General features: G+C 39.8%; 12 protein-coding genes. 4 read left to right on the forward strand and 8 right to left on the reverse strand.

The features are described 5' to 3' along the window. Positions 1-267 precede the first annotated feature (267 nt). Genes ACED29_RS05630 through ACED29_RS05665 form a run of 8 tightly spaced genes read right to left on the reverse strand, consistent with a single transcriptional unit; the run spans position 268 to position 11,856 of the window. Complete coding sequence (locus ACED29_RS05630; protein ID WP_182697092.1) at positions 268-1,041, reverse strand: PP2C family serine/threonine-protein phosphatase; 774 nt, start codon at positions 1,039-1,041, stop codon at positions 268-270. Then, positions 1,032-1,763 carry a type VI secretion system-associated protein TagF gene (gene tagF, locus ACED29_RS05635; RefSeq protein ID WP_182722282.1) on the reverse strand — a complete coding sequence of 244 codons (732 nt, stop codon included), beginning with the start codon at positions 1,761-1,763 and terminating at the stop codon, positions 1,032-1,034. The genes ACED29_RS05630 and tagF overlap by 10 nt, the downstream gene beginning before the upstream one ends. After that, positions 1,745-5,293, reverse strand: coding sequence for a type VI secretion system membrane subunit TssM (tssM, locus tag ACED29_RS05640; protein WP_371697236.1), 3,549 nt, complete (start codon positions 5,291-5,293; stop codon positions 1,745-1,747). Before tssM ends, tagF begins: the two co-directional genes overlap by 19 nt. A 23-nt stretch (positions 5,294-5,316) precedes the next feature. Further along, a complete protein-coding gene (gene tssL, locus ACED29_RS05645) occupies positions 5,317-6,606 on the reverse strand; it encodes a type VI secretion system protein TssL, long form (RefSeq protein WP_124015782.1) in 1,290 nt (429 codons plus the stop codon). Between the two features lie 25 nt (positions 6,607-6,631). Next, positions 6,632-7,960, reverse strand: coding sequence for a type VI secretion system baseplate subunit TssK (gene tssK, locus ACED29_RS05650; protein WP_124015781.1), 1,329 nt, complete (start codon positions 7,958-7,960; stop codon positions 6,632-6,634). 24 nt (positions 7,961-7,984) lie between these two features. Further along, a complete protein-coding gene (gene tssJ, locus ACED29_RS05655; RefSeq protein WP_124015780.1) occupies positions 7,985-8,455 on the reverse strand; it encodes a type VI secretion system lipoprotein TssJ in 471 nt (156 codons plus the stop codon). Positions 8,456-8,473: 18 nt separating this feature from the next. Continuing rightward, positions 8,474-9,814 (reverse strand): type VI secretion system-associated FHA domain protein TagH, encoded by a 1,341-nt coding sequence (gene tagH / locus ACED29_RS05660; RefSeq protein ID WP_371697237.1) that lies wholly within the window; start codon positions 9,812-9,814, stop codon positions 8,474-8,476. Between the two features lie 53 nt (positions 9,815-9,867). Continuing rightward, positions 9,868-11,856, reverse strand: a complete 1,989-nt coding sequence (locus ACED29_RS05665; RefSeq protein ID WP_371697238.1) for a serine/threonine-protein kinase — start codon at positions 11,854-11,856, stop codon at positions 9,868-9,870. Positions 11,857-12,176: 320 nt separating this feature from the next. Here ACED29_RS05665 and ACED29_RS05670 point away from each other — a divergent pair, with 320 nt between their 5' ends. From ACED29_RS05670 to ACED29_RS05685, 4 genes are all read left to right on the forward strand, one after another. After that, on the forward strand, positions 12,177-12,668 hold the full coding sequence (locus ACED29_RS05670) for an OmpA family protein (protein ID WP_182697086.1): 492 nt from the start codon (positions 12,177-12,179) through the stop codon (positions 12,666-12,668). A gap of 939 nt (positions 12,669-13,607) precedes the next feature. After that, the gene (locus ACED29_RS05675) at positions 13,608-14,681 is read left to right on the forward strand and encodes an efflux RND transporter periplasmic adaptor subunit (RefSeq protein ID WP_371697239.1); all 1,074 of its coding nucleotides are present in this window, start codon (positions 13,608-13,610) and stop codon (positions 14,679-14,681) included. 12 nt (positions 14,682-14,693) lie between these two features. Next, on the forward strand, positions 14,694-17,945 hold the full coding sequence (locus ACED29_RS05680; protein ID WP_371697240.1) for an efflux RND transporter permease subunit: 3,252 nt from the start codon (positions 14,694-14,696) through the stop codon (positions 17,943-17,945). Beyond that, complete coding sequence (locus tag ACED29_RS05685; protein WP_371697241.1) at positions 17,942-21,007, forward strand: efflux RND transporter permease subunit; 3,066 nt, start codon at positions 17,942-17,944, stop codon at positions 21,005-21,007. The genes ACED29_RS05680 and ACED29_RS05685 overlap by 4 nt, the downstream gene beginning before the upstream one ends. The last annotated feature ends 133 nt before the right edge of the window (positions 21,008-21,140 follow it).

A 21,140-nucleotide genomic window follows, 5' to 3' on the forward strand; every position in this document is an offset into this window, starting at 1 on the left:
AAATGATTTAATGTGCAATAATAAAAGTATAGAACTTCAAAAACAATACTTAATAGTCTTTAATAGAACTAAAATAAGATATATTGCCCACACCTAATCACAATGGATAATAAAGAAAACAAAACACACCCCATGTAATTACATTCGAAATAATTACACCCAAAATAATTACATCATAAGTAATGTTGTCCATACAAAAAACAATAACACTTATAATAAATATTAACGTTACAACCCGTTTATATTCTCTATTATAATGACAACTGATTAAATGTGACTAAATATGGGTATGGTTTTATCACTATCATCGATAATATTAATGTTCTTATGTGAGTTCTTGACTAAAATACACGTAACATTATCTCTTGCATTTCTGACCAATGAAGCGTGAAGTAGTGCTAATCCTGAATCAATAATATTTCCAGATTTTATTGTTCTTTCAATCTCAATATCATTTAGTTCTTTGTTTAAACCATCACTACAGAGTAAAAAAACATCACCATCTTTTACCTTATCGGTTCGGTAGTCTATGTCCAATTGAGTATCAACACCTACCGCTCGCGTGATCACATTAGCTAAAGGGTGTGTCTCCGCCTCTTCAGGAGAAAGAAGCCCTTCATCAATCATGTCATTAACTTGGCTATGATCTTTAGTCATTTGCTTCATTTGCTGATCACGCATCAAATAAATCCGACTATCGCCAACCCATAGCAAATGATATTTATCTTGATATAGCCACAGCACAACGACTGTGGTGCCAGCTACCTTGCCATCAAAATCATGTTCACTCATTTGCTGTAATATACGATTACTATCAATCAGTGATTTTTTTAACACCTCTAAAGTAATTGTTTCTGCTTCAAGGTGCTCAACAGCCTGCTGGATGCCGTCGATAACTAACTGACTGGCGACATCTCCGGCGGCATGTCCACCCATTCCATCAGCAACGACCCAGACACCTAAATGTGGTAACTCAAGGTAAGCATCTTCGTTAATTTCTCTAACGGTTCCTCTATGAGTTAATGCGTGACTTAAGTGCATGGAGTTTGCTCCTTAATAAGCTCCGCAGTATTCCAACCACGTTGTCCCCATTGACCATTTAACATAGAGATAAATTGACTTATTTGCGGTAAGCCTTCTGTGATGATAGTGCATGGCCCTACTTCATCAGATCCTTCAGTCCACCATATACTGTAACAATCAAAGCGCTTTCGGTATTGCTGATCCAGTAATAACAGTACATCAGGTGAGTTATCCCCCTGAAATACCCATGCTTTCTTATTTCGGTCTAGAGATTCATTTTCGACAAATCTGTCGTTATTAGCAGCAACAGAAAGAGGCTCTTTAGTAATAGTTTCGAGCCAATGCTCTAGAACAGTTTCATCTTCAAGAACTTGCAATATATGTTTTTCAAAAACATCAACCCACTGATTTTCTTGCCATCCTCTTAAAGCAGATTGATTGTGCAATCCAGCTAGCGTAAATGGATAGTGGCGCCCAACATGATCGATACTAGGAATCACTGTGCCTACAACAGCTTGATCACAGCAAACACCTGCAGATAACGAAAAGTGCCATATAGGGCTTGTGAGGTAATAGTCCAACCAATTATGTTCTGTTTGTTCTTTACTCACCGCAATAACAGCTTGTAACCAGTCATTCCAATTTTTTAGAAAATCAACATTCAAGTTCTGCTGAATAAAGTCACCTTTTGACGGGACTTTTCCACAGTAACCTACTGATGTTAAAGGTTCGCAGGACATCTAAACGTCTCCATATTTGCCATCCAAAATGGATTGTTAACACTGTTTGCTGTCAATTTAAGTACAGCACTGTAACCTTTAAGGTCAATAAGTAATTTGCCATCTTTTTTAGTTTGTGGACGCTTTTTACTTAACTCATCCAATAACTTAAAGAATGACCATTCACCTTCATACTTCTTGTTGATTGAGCGACCACCATTAGGCGGTGAAAATGCAATTCGAGTTTCGTTATTTGCCCCAGGACCAGGCCAAACAAATAACTCTTTGCGAGTCGGACCGTGACGGTATTTAAGCTGCTGGCTGTCTAATTCAAATAAGAACATACTCACATTCTGATCTAATAATTCAGGTTCCAATGAAAAATTGACAATAGGCTGCCTAGAGCCTGGCTCGAAAAATGCCTCTTTAATGGTTTCAGCGCGCTGGTACATTTCCAAGATGTCATTACGAATGCCAATATTACGCTTAAAACGCCAAGGTTTTTTGCTGGTATCCACATGAGCGGCTAAGTATTGATCCCAAAATTTATCTAAAGTACCGCCGTAACCAAAAAACTTACTAAAATCTTTTAACCTGACATCTTCTTTAGATTTACGATCAAATGGGTATCGTCCAGCAATGGCTCGGTTAAATTCAGCCAATACTTGCGACCGCCAAATACCGTTAAATCGCTGACTTTGATTTGATTTGGCAAATGAGCGTGTACGGGATGCAACATCACTAAGTAAATTATTGATTGGACTTGGTAAATCAATCAATTGCTCAGATAAAGCCATGCCTAATTGAGCAAAGCTTTCTTCTGTGGCTTGATTGATTACATTACCTTGCCCATCAGCTTGCAATGATAACTTAGTGTAATTTCGATTAAGTGCTCGTAAGGTGGTTTGAATCTTATCAATGTCTGCAAGATTAATTTTAAGCAGCTCAGCAAAAGCATATTCAACATCTTGGCCAGGTAAATCCTCCTCTGATGTAATATCAGTGTCTGGTAACAAGCGATTTAAGCGTGCTTTTTTAGAACGAAAGGCGATATCCGACAGATTATCTGCCACTTCAGCTGCAGCCTTTAAATTATTCGACTCTGCCGGCAGTTTGGTTAAATTCACATTTTTCTGTACTGCGGCAATAATGGTCTTTATCGGTTGATCAGGACTGGCAAGCGCTGCCGTAACGAGCTCAGCTTCTTCGCGGGTAGAATAGGGTTTAATCGCGATATCATTTAAGAAATCTTCCCAATAAAAAATATAATCACGAATATATCTCTTTTCTAACTCTTGGGTTATCAGCGCTTTAGCTTGCTCATCTAAATCAACTAAATCGTCTCCATAAACCCAGCTGTCGGCAGTTAGATTCTTAACTATTTTATTCTTTTCTATATTAAAAATGCCATGAAAACCATTGAAGGTATAAAGCCCTGGGATACCCTGATTGAATTGACGGCCACTGATGAACATCAGCCCATCTAAACTGTCTAAACTCAATATATCGACCAGCTTAAAGTCTGGAATACTGCTATTTGCAAAATCACTTTTCAAACGCTGATAAGCTCGTTCAACCAGTGGCAACATGGTTAAATTAACTCGAGCACTATCAACAGTCGAACTGTCATACTGATGACCTCGAATCCCCAAAGAAAGCAAGGTATCAATATGTTGGTTGAGTTGTACCCGCACATCACGATTAACATCACCAACAAGATTTCTATCAATGTAAGCGGAAAACCACACTTGAACATCGCTCTTATCAAAATGCTCAGGGAAATAGAGCATTAAGTATGTTTTTAATGTTTCATATAAATAATTAAGATGATCGCCATTGGCATCCATTTCATCACTTAGCACGGTTTGTAAGAAAGGCATCAAATGCGTTTCTAGGGCGCGATGGTAAGCGGCTGTAGCAGGCTGCTTGAGCTTATCGCCTTGGTACAAACCAAAGGTTTGTGCGTCCTCGGCCTTATCGGTTCCATACCCCACAGGTAGATCACGAATTAAGGTTAAGCCTTTGGTTAATGTAATCACATCTGACTTGGCATTTAACCCACCATTTGTAATGGTTTTATAGGCACTAACACCTTGATAAGTATCATCAATCAACTTGCGATTCCAATCATAACTTTGCCACCAAAAATAACTTGCAAGCAAGGTGACGCCAGCGGCTACGCCCACTGAGACTTTTCGTAACAGTCGGTTATGATTGGTATGTTTACGATTGGTTGATGCTAAGTTTTTCTCAGGAAAAATAACGTCTTCTAACAGTCGTTTTATAAAGTAGCTTCGTTGTTTATTGGCTGCAAATGTTTTTGTTTTACTCTTGATCCCACTGGATAAATGACTAGAAAGATGGTCAATTGGGGTGCCTTCTTGAGTCGCACTGGTGAGATAAACACCGCGTAATAATGGGGCTTCTTCATAGGCATTGGGAGCAAAAATTTCTTTCAAAAAATCATCGGCAGAACTTTGTAATAATCTCAGCTGTTTAGGAAATTCATAAATTGCAGCACGGCGCTCTAGATCTCGCTCATTTTTCAAACGGCTATTGAGTCGTGCATTTAAATTAAGTAATAAATCGTGAAATTCCTTATTAAATGAACTGACGATATCAGTGTCTTCGGTATCGGCATTGAGTGGGAAGGTAATACCCCAAATTTGCTCACAATCTTCTTTAGTTAAATCGTCAAAAAATTCATTAAAACCTGCAACTAAATCAGATTTAGAAAACAATACGTACACAGGAAAAGTCATACCAAGCTGATTTTGCAGCTCTTGTAATCGCTGTTTGATTGCGCGAGCATGTAAGTTTCTTTCTGTCTTAGTTTGGTTTAATAAATCAGACATGCCCATGCTGATGATGACACCATTAATGGGGCGAACTGGACGGTATTTTTTTAATAATCCCAGAAATCCTTGCCATGCACGAGAGTCTTGTTTTACATGGCTATCTTGAGTGGTATAACGACCGGCCGTATCAATTAATACTGCTTTATTAGTAAACCACCAATCGCAGTGTCTTGTGCCGCCGACACCTTCAATCATGTCTACACCCATTTTTTCTTTTAATGGGTATTCCAAACCAGAATGCTGAATTGCAGTCGTTTTTCCGCTTCCTGGTGGACCAATCATGATATACCAAGGTAATTCGTAAATACTTTTATTTTTTGTGAGCTTGGTATTTTTGAGAATATCTAACGCTTGGGTCATTTTATTCTGTAAAACAGTGATTTCACCTTTCGCTGAATCATCTCCCGACGCGCTATTATCGTCTTCACCATTAATTAAGCTATCAACCATTTTTTCGCTTTGCTTTTTGCTCTTCAACTGCCGAGAAAAATGGATTGCCCCAAAGATGATAACAATAACAAGTAATAGAATAATCCGCGAAGCTGCGGTGGCTAATGGCTCATAGCCGGCGATTGCCACCAATGGGCCACCAAACCAAATGAGTAATGCTAAGCACAGAAAACCTATAATGGTAATAGTCCATTTAGATTTAAGTGTATCGACAATTCCCTTGCCAATTGATTTCAAAGACATTTATGTTATTCCTTTATGTCACATTAAAACAATAAGTCGATTTCGATTCGACGGTTTAACGCGCGATTTTGTTCGCTATCGTTAACAACACGAGGCTCAGACTCCCCTCGCCCCTCAGGCCATAGACGACCACTTAACGATGCGTTGTTAGCGAGAACATTTGCAATTGATGTGGCTCTAGCCAGCGAAAGATGCCAATTTGATGGATATTTTGAGGTAAAAATTGGTTCATCATCGGTATGACCCGTGATCAATATTTTGCCATCTGTACTCTCAAGTGTGCGGGCAATTTTAGCGAGAATGGCTTCAAAATCTGAACGAGGTTGGGTGCTACCTGACGCAAATAATTCAGTAGCCCCAATGCGGATCCTCACTCGGTCACTCAATTGCTCTACTTCGAGGAGATTTTTGCCTATTTCGGTTTGTAACAGTTGTTGCAGCAATAAGGCTTCATCACGGCTTATTTGTTGCTGCGCTTCGACGGTTTTTTCCCATGGAACTATTGAGGTTAATTCTTTATAAGCGACTGATGAATAATGGTTAATGCTATAACTAAAGCCCATGTAAATAAATAATATGACCACGCCAAATAATGCCCCAATCACCCATAAAGGAAAGGGCTGTTGAAAGGTCAAATTTGGCACAATATTCTGTCGCCACCCCGGAGATAATTCACGGTGGAAGTCGCCTTTACAGGATTGAATCGCTAAGTAGGTTTTTTCCCGTAATGCTTCAAGTTTTTGATCTCCTTGAGGTTCAACTCTCATTTTGCCGACAAAACCTAGGGTTAAACATAAATACATGAGTTCAAGCAAATTACATTTTTCTGCAGGATGACGCAGCGATGCATCAAGTAAAGTATAGAAATACTCACCGCCTAAGGTTTCATGATGAAAAGTCGACAGTAAGCTGTCAGATGCCCAATAGCTTTGTTCTCCCCAAGGCGTATTGAGTACAACTTCGTCGATAAAACAACACAGGCAATATCGGGCAGATTGAATGTCATCAGATGCTAAGTTTGCATTACGAAGCTGCTGTTCATAATGCTTGATCAACTCAACGCAATGTACCCGTAATGTGTTCACGTCATCATGCTGGGTACTGTTTCGTAATTGAGTGCAGATCGATAATAGCGTGCCCGCAAAATCAACTAACGGATTTTGCGATAGACTAAGTTGCGAGCGATTATCCCGATTATCATTACGCTGTTCTTGGATCAGAGTTTTTTGACTATCATCATCGACTTTTGTTTTATTGCCAGCCATACCCGCCCCTTTCCCTGGGCGAGGTTTAACGATGGTTTTATCGTTCACAAAATTATCCTTAATGTTTTGGCGTTTAAATACTCACAGCCCAAAGTTCAAGTTGTAACTCTGGATATGCACCAGAAATATGCATAGCAACACCGCCACTCGATTTGAGCTTTATCCAATGGCTATTATTTTTATCTAATTGGAAATAGTGATAACCAGCGTGATATGGCACTTGTCTTGGCGCAACGGGTAAATTTGAAATGCCAATGCCTGCTAATTGGTTATTAACCAGTTCACGGATTGTTTCAACCGAGCCTATTTTGATTTGCGAAGGCAAACGCTGACGTAGCTCGTCATGCGGCACATTAGCTTTAACAGCAAGAATGAACTCAGCATTATCAAGCATGCTCTTGTCTGCAATAGTCGAGAAATATACCCCAAATTTGGTCTTCTCAAGAATGAGTTCCGTAGCACTTTGTTCTAATACACTGCTTAAGCCATGATTGACAATGACCATTGTATTGCTAAAAACATAGGTCAAATTATCATGCTGATAAGTCGGGAATTTAGGCGGACGCTTATTAGGACTGCTAAATGTTGACAGTTCACCTGAGAAACTGATTAATGTGCGGTATAACAATTCTGGATGGATATGATTAACGATCGCGTAATGTTCAAAAATAGGCTGATATTTGTTCAAAAGCTGCAACATTAAAAAATCGGCAATCGAACTTGAAGTCCCTTGAGATTGACTTAATCGAGCCGCAATCGCTTCGGCACGCTGATTAATCATGCCCGTAACTTCAGTGGTCATATTCATCAAGGTTTTAATGTGTTCGATGCCTGTGCATGCAGGAATAAACTTTTTATCTAACCGAATTACGCCTTCCTCTGATACGTCAATAACACGAGCGATGGCAATAGACACATATCCAGAACGGTCTTCACTCTGTAACTTGAAACGGCAGTCCAATTTTGCCACTTGTAGCACTTCCATTGCATCTGAGCCAACACTGGTATCAACAATGTTATGATCCTCATAGATGTAACGGGTAATTTGATTCTGTTCAGAAGATGAAATATTGACACCATTACTTTTGGCAACAGGCAGCACGAGGTAGACCAATTGATCAATTGTTCCTGCTGGGATTGTAATAGATGTCGGCAATGGGCTCTGCTCTGGTAAGCAAACCAGAGTATTATCCGGAAATACGCAATCAATACGGTCTAAACCAAACTGCCCTAACGGAAGCAAGCCATAATTGACTTCGTAGCTTACAATCCCCCAGGCCAGTGGATTATTATTTTTGGCCATACGCGCTTGCTGATGCTGCAAAAAACGCTCTTGCTGCTGCATATGTTGTGGACGAAGAAACATGCCCTCTGTCCATGCTATTGGGCTAAAATCGCTCATAATTTCCCTATTTATTCACAACGATTACTTTTCAGAGTTGTACACTGCTATTTTTTCTATGTTGATAGTGACATCATCATAGCCAGTAGGATCGACGGCGACGACCGATCGCCATCGAGAGGAATCGATATCTCTATAGGCGACTATCACCCCAACAAACCGTGTGTTTTGTCCCAATGTCATCGCATATTCACGGGTTTCTGATGGTTGTAATTCCAACTCATCTTTACGGATAAGATCGGGACCAAGAACGCTTTCAGCAGACTCATCAAGGGTAAAAAAATCTTGCGTGTCAAAGATAGTTCGTGACGATAGTTCAAATATTTTAACCACCACAGGTGATGGTCGATTATTAATGTCTGGATTAATGTCAGCACTGGCATTAAACGTAACGTCTGTTGATGGAGGAACAACTGCATTAATTGTTTTACAACCAGAGTTAAGTAATAAAAAGCTTACTAATATGATTCGGTATAGACCTAACTTTAATGTCATTTAATAGCCCTTAATAAATTATAACATTTTGATTTTATTGTCGTATGCTTTAACAAAATCATCTGATAATGCTGCAGCACTGTCTTGCATAAATTCGTGTTTCAAATCTGAGTGTAAGCTTTTATATAGCTTCCAATGACGCATTTGTTTCTGTCCTGGTACTAACATGTCTGCCAGAGATTGGCTTTGTGTTTTAGATTCAATAGACTCAGGATCTAATTGATTTAATAACCCTCTGATAGCGCCTAACGTCCCAGCCGTTAATGCAGCATCATGTTTTCGGCCATCATTAAATGCCTCGGAAATAGCTTGTTGTGATGATAAAAAGCTGGCACTTTTTCTTAAAAATAAATTTTGGAAAACATCATCAATATTGGCTGAGAATTTTAATGGGTTATTTTCCTGTTGCTGAAAAGTAGTTTGATTAATTCGAAACTCAGTTTTAAGCTTTGAACGTTGGCGTAAAGAATCCATGAGTCCGGTTAACATAGATTGCATGCTCTTACCCAATTCAAACATCAATTCTTCGCTTAGCACCTTTTCATAGTCTTGTTGATTTACTCCCATACCTTGAAAAAAAGCCTTACTTAACACTGATGCTGAAGTAATTTGAGTGTTTATCGAGGGCTTTGATTCAGGTATCACAGGAGCATCTTTTTTAACGTCTGCTTTTGCTATTTTAGTCTCGACAACAGGTATCACAGGCGCTTGAGCAACTTCAACTTTGGGTTCTGGCGCAACAGTAGAGCTAGGACGTGCTTGAGAATGTTGGCCAAAAATATCCTTATCCCATTCTTCAGGGATAGATAAAGGTGGTTGAAAGTGGTCTTGTAAATCAGCGTTCATTTGAGATAGACCTGCTGATTGTTGTCGAGATTGCTTGAGCAACATTGCAGAATCAAATCCAGCTAAATCAGACTCAAACCCAGTATCAAGAATTGATGAGGATGAAGTCGGTAACGCATGATGATCATCCAAGGTCGTTGCAACAGGAGCATGTTGTACACTGGGTTGCTGATGAGTGTGTTCAGAGGTAGGTAAACTCTGCAATTTAGCACTGATTTCATAATCACCAAAAGTGAATAAATCATCGACCTCAATTTTATGTTCACGATTGCTGCCCAAGGCTTCAACGGCACGATTAACGTATAAACCATTAGTTGATAAGTCTTCAATGTAAAAACCGTCACTGCGCTTAGTGATCCGAGCATGAGTACCAGAAACCACCTTTTCAGGATCGGGTAAATGCCAATCACACGTATCTGAGCGACCTAGCGTTAAAGTATTAATAACTGTTTTTGTTATAATTTGCTCAGGAGATAACCTGTGATAGCTCAAAATCTCTAGCGATAATTCCATTTTTATTACATCTTCCTTCATCAACATACAACGATTGATCAATCACTACAGAGCTACAAACGTTGAACACCATTAAGACGTTCATACATTTCATTACCCCGAGCAAATAACTCTCTGGCAGTTTTCAGATATTGCTTTTCTAGATACACGTTTGCCTGGCGTAAAAATGACGCCGCGAGACGTTTATCAAGCGTCAGTAGGGGATCAAAATCATCAGGTAAATTTGTGGCAAGATCTCTTACTTCTTTATCAAATTCATGTAGATCTTTGGGATCATCAATCGCTTCTAGTCTTGCGGTTAATTGCTCAAATGTATCCCGATAATAAACCTCAGCGGCGTCATACGGATAATCAACAGTTTTGCCTTTTGCCGTCGCATTGTGATATTCATTCAATGCTTTTACGGCAACTTTTAATTGTGCACCATAGGCAATTAAAGACTTAGCTTCAGGATAGTTTGCAAATACATTTTCACCGGTAGTGATAAGTTCGCTAATTTGATTAATATCGTGTTTCTTTAATGCACTATCAAAGGTGCTTGCATAGAGCGTATATTCTTCATTACTCGCGAGATATACATAATTAGGCTCAACAAAGCTTAGTCCATCAACGATAGCCTTAATTTTATTGGTCCCTTGCTCGTTATAACGAGCTTGAGATAATAAAAGACTCAAACGTTCAGACAGAGCATCAACAACCAATTGTTTACTTCGCTCAGCTTGATTTTTCATTTGCAGCAAACGAACTGAATCAGGATAAAAACGCTCTATATCATTAATAACTTCAGCTATTTTTACATAATCCTGATAGAGGCCATTATCACTTTTAGGTAAAGAAGCAATACGTTGTTCAACGATATCCAATACTTCTGATTGATGTGTTTTTAATAGACCATTTTTAATGATGCTTTTAGATTCAGGAATACTGTCAATTCGGGCTAATAAGTCTGAAGCTGGGATAAACTCAAATGCTTGAACTTCACTTTTTGCCTTATTTGTTATCGCCACTTTATTATTCAAGTTATCTAATTGCACTTGATAGTATTGTTGAATTTGAAATCCCCCAATAACCAAAATAGTACCTGCTGCAATGGCAGTTAAAATCGGCCAAGTTTTACGGTGTAAAGTGCTGATTATCTGATCAATTGATGATGCTCGTTGCGCCTTTTTGAGTGCCAAGCCTTTTTTGAGTGTAGGCCACAGAGACATGCTGATATGCTTTGGCTTGACCAATTTATTCTTGGTAACGTCAACTTCATTTGCTGCGACACGCTGATAGGGATGTTTACTTGTTAGCAATTCATAGCTAATGCATGAAAAAGCAAAAATATCATCTTCCGCGCAAGCATCTTCGCCAGTTAGCTGTTCAAAGCTAGCATATGCTGGAGTGTAACCTGTTAATGATGAGTCTTGATCTACCTCAGCAAGTGCGTAGCGGTCTTCTCTTTGTTGCAAGTTTTTTGCAACACCAAAATCGAAGACTTTAATATTACCTTGGCGAGTCAGGAAAATATTCGATGGTTTTAAATCTGTATGAACAATACCTTGATGATGCGCATACGATAAGGCTGAAGCTATCTGATCAATGATTTTCATTGATCCTTTGAAATTAATCCCCATCGGTTTGGAACGTTTAATGACTTGGTCTAATGATTCACCGTCTAACCACTCCATGACCATAAAGTGAAAGCCATCATCAGTATCAACATCATACACTCGGATGATATTTGGATGAGAGAGTTTTTGGGTTTGCACCGACTCTTTAATCAGGACTTGTTGAGCTTCGGGTATATCAGATAACTGAGGCAATAATACCTTTATTGCAACAAATGGCTCACTGACATTCAACGACTCTAAGTACAGGTCTTTGGCACGGTATATATCACTCATACCTCCATGACCAATTTTTGATTCAATTAAATATCGATTTTTGAAACATTTGCCAATCAAATTAACTTTGTTAGCATTATTTTCAGAATTGTCTAATCCTGCTATGACAGTTTTGTCTTCAGCTAAGTTATTTGGTGTTTTACTCTTATCCATAAGTACAGGTTAATCCCTTGATATTATCCTAAAGTATGTAAACTAACGTCCTAGTGAATCAAAATAACCACAATATGTTGCAGCAAGCAAACTCAAAAAACAACATTTAAAAACCAGCAAAATAAATTTTATACAAATCAGTTTAAATTAACTACCCATTAGTATGTATTAAAATAAAAACACATTAAAAAGTATGTTTTATTAAGATAAATAAATATCAAATCATCAAAAATATCGTTTTCCTATTGACCCAATAAAACATAATCGGTAATTTACGTCTTCTTTTTAATGGACCACAGTTTTAAAGGATTAAGTCAAATATGAGACCGATCAATCTTTCATTAGCAGGTGTTGTGTTATTAGCACTTACGGGCTGTCAATCAGCACCCGTTACTGTATCAGAACCCATCAAAACATTTTCAATTTCTCCAGAGTGTATTGAATATACCTTACAAACAGATGATGAAATGATTGTAGGATTTAGACCTGTGTATTTCGAACTGAATAGCGATAAGTCATACAGTAAGCTTGATGCGCACATGTCTTGCGTTGCTACTTATTTAGCTAACCACGTCGATAAAGAACTTAACATTCAAGGTTTAACCGACGATAAAGGTACTATAAAGTACAATAAAGCACTGGCACAACGTCGTGCTGATGGAATCGTAGAGTACTTAGTTTCTTTAGGTGCGTCATACGACCAGTTAGTTTCTAGCACTAAAATTATTGAAGATAATGGTGTTAGACTAACCAGCTCTGAGCGTTCAAAAACTCGTCGAGTTGACTTTATCATCACTGACAAATCTTCTTAAATTTTATTTGAGTGATTTGGAATAATATTAAGTTCACATTATTCTCATAGTTAAGGTTCAGCTTACTGTTAAGCTGAACGTTAATTACTACAGCCCTTTAACGTCACCCACTACCTTATCCATTCAATCTTAAAGCCATTATCATTCCCAGCTATAGTCATAGTCATAGTCATAGTCATAGTCATAGTCATAGTCATAGTCATAGTCATTAAAATATTATTACTTCAGCTTAGTTAACTTTATAAATATAATTTCCCTCCTAAAAATCTAGAAGAAACAATACTGCATCATCAAGGATGTTTTATCGTGTGACACTTTAACAATTAATTTTGCTTACGCTGTGACACACTAACTTTGATTATCTTTAATTACCGCCACTCTTTCTGGATTGCACTATTAATTATCTATTTTACGCTACGACTGAAAAGATTATTGATTGTTGATTGTTGATTGTTGATTGTTGATTGTTGATTGTTGATTATTGATTATTCACATTTAACTTTTTACACTTGGCACATAAAATTTTTAGCTTTACTTCATCATTTAAGCCATCCCGTTTATAGCAATACTAATAAGAAAAAATAGCGATTCCTTTAATCAGTAATACCTAGCCCTTACTTACGGTTAGATACGGATGCACTCACTTTTATACCAAGAACAAACACAGTAACTGATAATCTCAATAGTGATGAATCCCAATTAATCTATTAGACCAACAATTAATTATTCTCACCAATTTAACATTGTCAATATGACTAACCTTATCGAAATAAAAAATTTAAGTTACTGTTATATATGGATAATTAATTATGGCACATTTAGTGCTTAACTGTTATTAATTAACATTGATAACAAATAACACGTGACGTTTACTTACTTAGGCATAACATAAGCTGACTCACGTCATTTAACTAAATATATAATACTGGCAGGTACCACATGGATAGGTTCATCAACGTGAAAAAAATAGCATTCCCTTTACTTTGTATTGCAGCACTTAGCGGTTGCACTGGCGAAGAAGAGCAAGTAAAAGAAGAACAAAAATTTGCTATTCCGGTTGAAACAGCACTCGTCGCCACAGGCAATGTTTCTTCTTTTTACAGCACGACAGCAACACTGGAGGCTCCACAGGAATCCCATGTGATGAGCCGTATTGCAGGTATTATTGAAACTATAAATGTTGAAGAAGGCGACAGAGTGACTAAGGGACAAATACTTGCGGTAATTGATGCCAAACGTCAGCGTTATGATTTCAATCGCTCTGAAGCCGAAGTGCAAATTATTCAACAAGAACTAAATCGTTTAAATAAAATGAATAACAAAGAGTTTATTAGCCAAGATCAAATGGCTAAACTCGAATTCAATTTACAGGCAGCGAAAGCGCAACGTGACTTAGCCGAATTACAAGTTAAGGAAAGCCAAATTGTCTCGCCTATTAATGGCGTTATTGCCGAACGTTATGTCAAAGCCGGCAATATGGCCAAAGAGTTTCAAGAACTGTTTTATGTGGTAAACCAGGACCAGCTTTACGGCATATTGCATTTGCCAGAGCAGCAACTTGCTAGCTTACGTATTGGGCAACAAGCCAGTATTATTCAACAACATCAAGGGACAACATCTAATATTATCGATGCTAAGGTACTGCGAATTAGCCCTGTTGTAGATGCGCAAAGCGGCACCTTTAAAGTGACATTAGCCGTACCTAATGAAGATGCAACATTAAAAGCAGGCATGTTTACACGGGTTGAGCTTAAATACGACACCCACTTAGATGCACTTACAGTTCCTTATAACGCTTTAATCAACCAAGACAACACTCAAGCTTTGTATGTGATTAAAGACGCTAAGGCCCAGCGACGAGAAGTGAGTTTGGGCTTTCGTGAAAATAACACAGTAGAAATTTTATCAGGCGTAGAAGCGGGCGAACAAATCGTCATCCGCGGTCAGCAAAATCTTAAAGACCAAGCCTTGGTAGAAGTAATTACCCCACTTAGCTTCGCTGCTATTCGATAACGGAGCGGGATAATGTCGATAATCAATACGTCTGTTAACCGCCCGGTTACTGTGTGGATGTTCATGCTAGCTGTGATGCTTTTTGGTATGGTTGGGTTTTCTCGCCTTGCGGTAAAATTATTACCCGATTTAAGCTATCCCAGTGTCACTATCCGTACGGCCTATGATGGCGCGGCGCCAGTTGAAATTGAACAGCTGGTTTCAAAACCGATTGAAGAAGCTGTTGGCGTGGTTAAAGGATTACGCAAAATCAGCTCAATTTCGCGCTCCGGTATGTCTGATGTAGTACTCGAGTTCGAATGGGGCACAAATATGGACATGGCGAGCCTTGAAGTCCGCGAAAAAATCGACACTATCGAGCTGCCATTAGACATTAATAAGCCATTATTATTGCGTTTTAACCCCAATCTTGACCCCATCATGCGCTTAGCTTTTTCATTGCCTGATGCCGATGCTGAGCAACTAAAGCAAATGCGTACCTTTGCAGATGAAGAATTAAAACGCCGCTTAGAAGCCTTATCGGGGGTTGCCGCAGTAAGGTTGTCGGGAGGATTAGAACAAGAAGTTCATATTGAATTAAATCAACAAAAATTAAGCCAACTCAATCTGAATGCCGACCAAATTAAGCGCCGAATTAATGAAGAGAACATCAACCTATCGGCAGGTAAAGTGATCCAAGGTGATAAAGAATACTTAGTCAGAACCTTAAATCAATTTAACTCTCTTGAAGAATTAGGCCAAGTCATTGTTTATCGCGATGGTCAAACCTTAGTCAGATTATCTGATGTTGCTGATATCAGTGATGCCTATAAAGAACGCAGCGACATTACCCGCATCGGCAAAGTAGAATCGATTGAATTGGCGATCTACAAAGAAGGTGACGCCAATACTGTTGCGGTAGCGCAAAAAATACGCACAGAACTCGATAAAATTAACCAAGCAAGTGAGCAGAATCAGTTAAAGATTATTTACGACCAATCTGAATTTATTGAAAGTGCCGTGAATGAAGTGACCTCAGCTGCGTTATTTGGCAGTTTACTGGCGATGTTAGTTATCTACCTGTTTCTACGTGATATTATTGCCACACTTATCATCTCAATCTCAATTCCCTTTTCAGTTATTGCGACATTCAATATGATGTATTTTGCTGATATTAGCTTAAATATTATGTCGTTAGGTGGCATTGCATTAGCCATTGGTTTACTGGTCGACAATGCGATTGTGGTATTAGAAAACATTGACCGTTATAAATCTCAAGGCATGAGTAAAATTGAGGCTGCGGTCACGGGGTGTAAAGAAGTCTCTGGGGCCATTTTTGCTTCAACCCTGACCACTCTGGCAGTATTTGTGCCTTTAGTGTTTGTTGATGGTATCGCAGGCGCTTTATTTGCCGACCAAGCACTGACTGTCACCTTTGCACTGCTCGCCTCATTGTTTGTCGCCTTAACAGCGATTCCTATGCTGGCTTCACGCCAAGGTTTTACCAGTCTGCCGCAACCGCTGGAAGTCGCGATAAAACCAAAACCGACTAGCCGTAAAGGTAAAATTGGCTATTACTTATTAGCCGTGTTGAGCTTTCCCTTTAAGCTACTATTTAGCTACTTACCCGCTGGATTGTTAACCGCTATTATCGTTATTAGTCGTTTTGTAAGTAGCGTTTTTGGCCTATTACTTAAACCTATTTGCGCTGGATTTAATGTCATCTACCGCATAATAGAATCATTTTATTACCGAGTCCTTCACCATGTCCTGCGCCACCAAGTCTTCACCCTTATCATTGCGCTAGTGATAACTCTGGCATCAACTAGTCTATTGCCTAAGCTCGGTGTTGAGCTGATTCCACCAATGAATCAAGGTGAGTTTTATGTCGAAATTTTATTACCACCTGGCACAGAAGTCAGTGAAACGGATGCGGTATTACAACAATTAGCCTTATCGATTAAAGACCGTGAGGATGTTAAGCATGCCTATAGTCAAGCAGGCAGCGGCGGATTAATGACATCTGATACTGCTCGAGGCGGTGAAAACTGGGGCAGATTACAAGTGGTACTAAATGATCCTTTAGCCTTTACTACGGTTAGTCAGGTACTGCGCAATACAGCTAGAAATATCCCCGAACTCGAAGCGCAGATTGAGCATCCTGAATTATTCAGTTTCAAAACCCCGCTTGAAATTGAGTTATCAGGTTATGATTTAGTGCAACTTAAGCAAAGTGCTGATCAGCTGGTAAAAGCCTTGTCTGAATCAGACCGCTTTAGTGACATCAATACCACCCTACGTGACGGGCAGCCAGAGATCAGCATTCGCTTTGATCATGCTCGCCTTGCTGCGTTAGGTATGGATGCACCCACTGTCGCTAACCGTATTGCTCAACGTGTCGGTGGCACTATTGCCAGCCAATTCACCGTGCGTGATCGTAAAGTGGATATTTTGGTGCGCAGTGAATTAAATGAGCGCGATCAGATCAGCGACATTGAATCATTAATAGTTAATCCCAATAGCGCCCAGCCGATTCCGTTAAGTGCCATCGCTACTATTGACTTACAAATTGGTCCGTCAGCGATTAACCGTATTAGCCAACAACGCGTGGCTATCGTGTCATCGAATTTGGCCTACGGCGATTTAAGTGAAGCCGTACTTCAAGCACAGCAAATATTGACTCAACAGCAATTCCCAAGCTCTATTCAAGCCAGATTTGGTGGCCAAAATGAAGAAATGGAACAATCATTTGACTCATTAAAAATTGCCCTCGTTTTGGCTATCTTTTTAGTGTACTTAGTGATGGCCAGCCAGTTTGAATCCTTGTTACACCCATTATTAATTTTGATTGCTGTGCCCATGGCAGTAGCAGGCAGCATTATTGGTTTATTTATTACCGGTACTCATTTAAGTGTAGTGGTGTTTATTGGTTTAATTATGCTGGCAGGGATTGTGGTCAATAATGCCATTGTATTGGTGGATCGCATCAATCAACTGCGTCAAGAAGGCATGGATAAGCTCACGGCAATTAATCAAGCTGCGCAATCTCGCTTGCGTCCTATCATGATGACCACGTTAACCACAACGTTAGGTTTATTGCCTATGGCAATAGGGATTGGCGATGGCAGTGAGGTCCGCGCGCCCATGGCGATTACAGTGATTTTTGGTTTAAGCATGTCTACCTTGCTCACATTGCTGGTTATTCCTGCCTTATATGCGCTATTTGACCGCAAACAATACACCCAAAATGATGACGAGCTGAACACTGCGGAGACGCCAGCATGAATATCACTCAGCTAGCCATAAAGCGCCCCGTAACCACCTGTATGTTCTTCTTAGCCATCATGTTATTTGGCATGGCGGCCAGTAGAATGCTGCCATTAGAAATGTTTCCAGGGATTGATATTCCACAAATTGTGGTGCAAGTCCCGTATAAAGGCTCTAGCCCAGCAGAAGTTGAACGCGATATAACTAAAGTTCTGGAAGAGTCACTTGCCACCATGAGCGGCATTGAAGAGGTGCGCTCCGACTCGACTCAAGATGGGGCTTTTATACAGCTCAACATGAAATGGGGTGAAGACGTTGCCACTAAGAGCCTTGAAGCGCGTGAGAAAATAGACTCGGTACGACATTTACTTCCAAAAGATGTCGAGCGGGTGATGATCCAACAGTTCTCAACTGCCGATATGCCAGTGCTCACTATCCGCATATCAAGCGAGCGCGAACTATCAAATGCCTTTGATTTATTGGATAAACAGTTACGCAAGCCACTTGAACGCGTTGATGGCGTGTCGAAAGTCACTCTTTATGGTGTTGAACAAAAGCAGATTGAAATCCGCCTTGATGCCGATAAATTAGTGGCATCAAGCCTCAACAGTCTCGATTTACGCTCGCGTTTACTCGCGGAAAACTTTGTCATTAGTGCCGGTACATTAAGAGAAGACTCGAGAGTGTACCAAGTATCGCCAAAAGGTGAGTTTACCAGTCTTGATGACATTAATAATCTGGTTATTGTACCGGGTATTCGCCTGCAAGATATTGCTATGGTGAGCTATGCCTTGCCAGAAAAGATTGAAGGCCGACATTTAGACCAAAAATATGCTGTGGGAATTGATGTATTTAAAGAGTCAGGCGCCAATTTAGTTGAAGTATCTGATCGGGTACTCAAGGTCATCGAGCTGGTTAAGCAAGATCAGCAATTTAATGGCATCAAGCTATTCATTATGGAAGATCAAGCTTATGGGGTTAAATCATCGTTAAAAGACTTACTGTTGTCTGGTTTGATGGGAGCTGTATTATCATTTGGGGTGCTGTATCTATTTTTACATAACCTTAAAATGACCTTAGTGGTTATTTCATCTGTACCGATTTCTCTATGTATGACATTGGCCGGTATGTACTTTTTAGGCTACAGCTTAAATATTTTATCTATGATGGGATTGTTATTAGCCGTCGGCATGCTGATTGATAATGCAGTGGTTGTCACCGAAAGCGTGCTGCAAGAAAAACAAGCCGCACACATTGACGATACTTGTCAGAGAAAAGCGAACCAACAAGCCGTGTTAACTGGCGTGGATAAAGTTTCTTTAGCAGTTTTGGCGGGTACCTTAACCACTGCCATCGTGTTTTTACCCAATATTTTTGGCGTTAAAGTGCAACTAACCATCTTTTTAGAACATGTTGCTGTGGCGATTTGTATTTCGCTTGCAGCATCGTTGTTGGTCGCTAAAACCCTGATCCCATTGATGCTCAATCACTTTCATTTTGATGTCGAAACCACTACAGACAATAACCGTTTGGGACGATTTTATGAGCGCAGTCTCACTTGGATTTTAACCCGACCAAAACGTTCTGGAGTCATTGCCTTAGCAATATTAGTGTCAACCGCATTGCCGTTAAGCATGGTGAAACAAGATCAGGGTGACGGGGAAGGTAATGACCGTTTGTACATTAATTATCAATTAGAGGGTCGGCATAATTTAGCGGTTACCGAAGCTATGATTAATAGCATGGAAACCTACTTATATAGCAATAAAGAAAAGTTTTACATTGATGCGGTTTACAGTTATTACGCGCCGCAAGATGCGCAATCGACCATTTTATTGCAAAAAGACATCCCGATAGATATTGGCGAACTAAAGAAAATGATCCGCGAAGGCTTCCCTAAGTTTTCCATTGCCACGCCTCAGTTTGGCTGGGGCAATGAAAATAACGGTATCCGTGTGACCTTAACCGGACGCTCGACAACAGAGCTCATCCGGATCAGTGAGCAGGTGATGCCATTACTCGATAATATTGAGGGTTTGGTTGATGTGCGCTCGGAAGTGAATGGCGCTCAGCAAGAAGTGGTTGTGGTGATAAACCGCGAAATGGCAGCCAGACTGGATTTAACCTTAAGTGATATTGCTTCAAATATTGCGATCGCGTTAAGAGGCTCGCAGTTACGTTCATTTCGTCATGATCCTAGCGGCGAACTCCGCATTGAACTGGCCTATGACAAAAGCTGGCAAAACTCGCTTGAAAAACTTAAACAGCTACCGATTATTCGCCAAGGTGACCGAGTCTACACCCTTGACAGTTTAGCCGAAGCCACTGTAGTTCCTAGATTTGATACTATTCGTCATTTTAATCGTCAAACAGCATTATCCATTGGCGCAAACCTTGAGGATATGACAACCGAAGAAGCCCAAACTAAAATCACTCAAGTCATGGACTCGGTCAACTTCCCTTATGGATACGGCTACTCACTGCGGGGTGGGTTTGAACGCCAAGATGAAGACCAGTCAATTATGGTCGTCAATATGATTTTGGCGATTGCGATGATCTATATCGTCATGGCAGCCTTGTTTGAGTCATTATTGTTACCTACCGCTATTATCACCTCAATTCTGTTCTCAATAACGGGAGTGTTTTGGGCATTGTGGTTAACCGGCACCCCCATGTCGGTAATGTCGATGATTGGAATTCTTATTTTGATGGGCATTGTGGTGAATAACGGTATTGTATTGGTTGATCAAATCAATCAAATGACACCTGATTTAGATAAACTAAGTCACACGATTATCAGTGTGTGTATTACACGTCTTCGGCCGGTACTAATGACAGTGGCCACCACGGTACTGGGGTTAGTTCCCTTAGCAATGGGAGATACACAGATTGGCGGCGGTGGCCCCCCCTATTCCCCTATGGCAATTGCCATTATTGGTGGGTTAACCTTTTCAACGGTAACTAGCTTATATTTAGTACCATTATGTTACCAAGCCTTGTATCTCATGCGCCATAAAGCCGCGATAAGATTAGGAGTATCGAATACATTTGCCCAAAGAATACTCCCGTGGACCAAGTAGTCTCTAGGTACTTTAATCTAAAGCGATTAGTGCCATCGTGCATTAAGCCGCAATAAGTTTTAGGCATTAAACCCATTTGGCCAAAATAGCTCTCTCGGATTAAGACATCAGAGCACTTAATACTTAGCGTTAA

Origin of the sequence: Shewanella sp. 5S214, assembly GCF_041439795.1 — a bacterium.
GTDB classification, from domain to species: domain Bacteria; phylum Pseudomonadota; class Gammaproteobacteria; order Enterobacterales; family Shewanellaceae; genus Shewanella; species Shewanella vesiculosa.

Bases quoted from the DNA above. Each gene is read 5' to 3' on its own strand.
- ACED29_RS05630 (WP_182697092.1), bottom strand. From the start codon at position 1,041: ATGCACTTAAGTCACGCATTAACTCATAGAGGAACCGTTAGAGAAATT.
- tagF (WP_182722282.1), bottom strand. From the start codon at position 1,763: ATGTCCTGCGAACCTTTAACATCAGTAGGTTACTGTGGAAAAGTCCCG.
- tssM (WP_371697236.1), bottom strand. From the start codon at position 5,293: ATGTCTTTGAAATCAATTGGCAAGGGAATTGTCGATACACTTAAATCT.
- tssK (WP_124015781.1), bottom strand. From the start codon at position 7,960: ATGAGCGATTTTAGCCCAATAGCATGGACAGAGGGCATGTTTCTTCGT.
- tssJ (WP_124015780.1), bottom strand. From the start codon at position 8,455: ATGACATTAAAGTTAGGTCTATACCGAATCATATTAGTAAGCTTTTTA.
- tagH (WP_371697237.1), bottom strand. From the start codon at position 9,814: ATGGAATTATCGCTAGAGATTTTGAGCTATCACAGGTTATCTCCTGAG.
- ACED29_RS05665 (WP_371697238.1), bottom strand. From the start codon at position 11,856: ATGGATAAGAGTAAAACACCAAATAACTTAGCTGAAGACAAAACTGTC.
- ACED29_RS05670 (WP_182697086.1), top strand. From the start codon at position 12,177: ATGAGACCGATCAATCTTTCATTAGCAGGTGTTGTGTTATTAGCACTT.
- ACED29_RS05675 (WP_371697239.1), top strand. From the start codon at position 13,608: ATGGATAGGTTCATCAACGTGAAAAAAATAGCATTCCCTTTACTTTGT.
- ACED29_RS05680 (WP_371697240.1), top strand. From the start codon at position 14,694: ATGTCGATAATCAATACGTCTGTTAACCGCCCGGTTACTGTGTGGATG.
- ACED29_RS05685 (WP_371697241.1), top strand. From the start codon at position 17,942: ATGAATATCACTCAGCTAGCCATAAAGCGCCCCGTAACCACCTGTATG.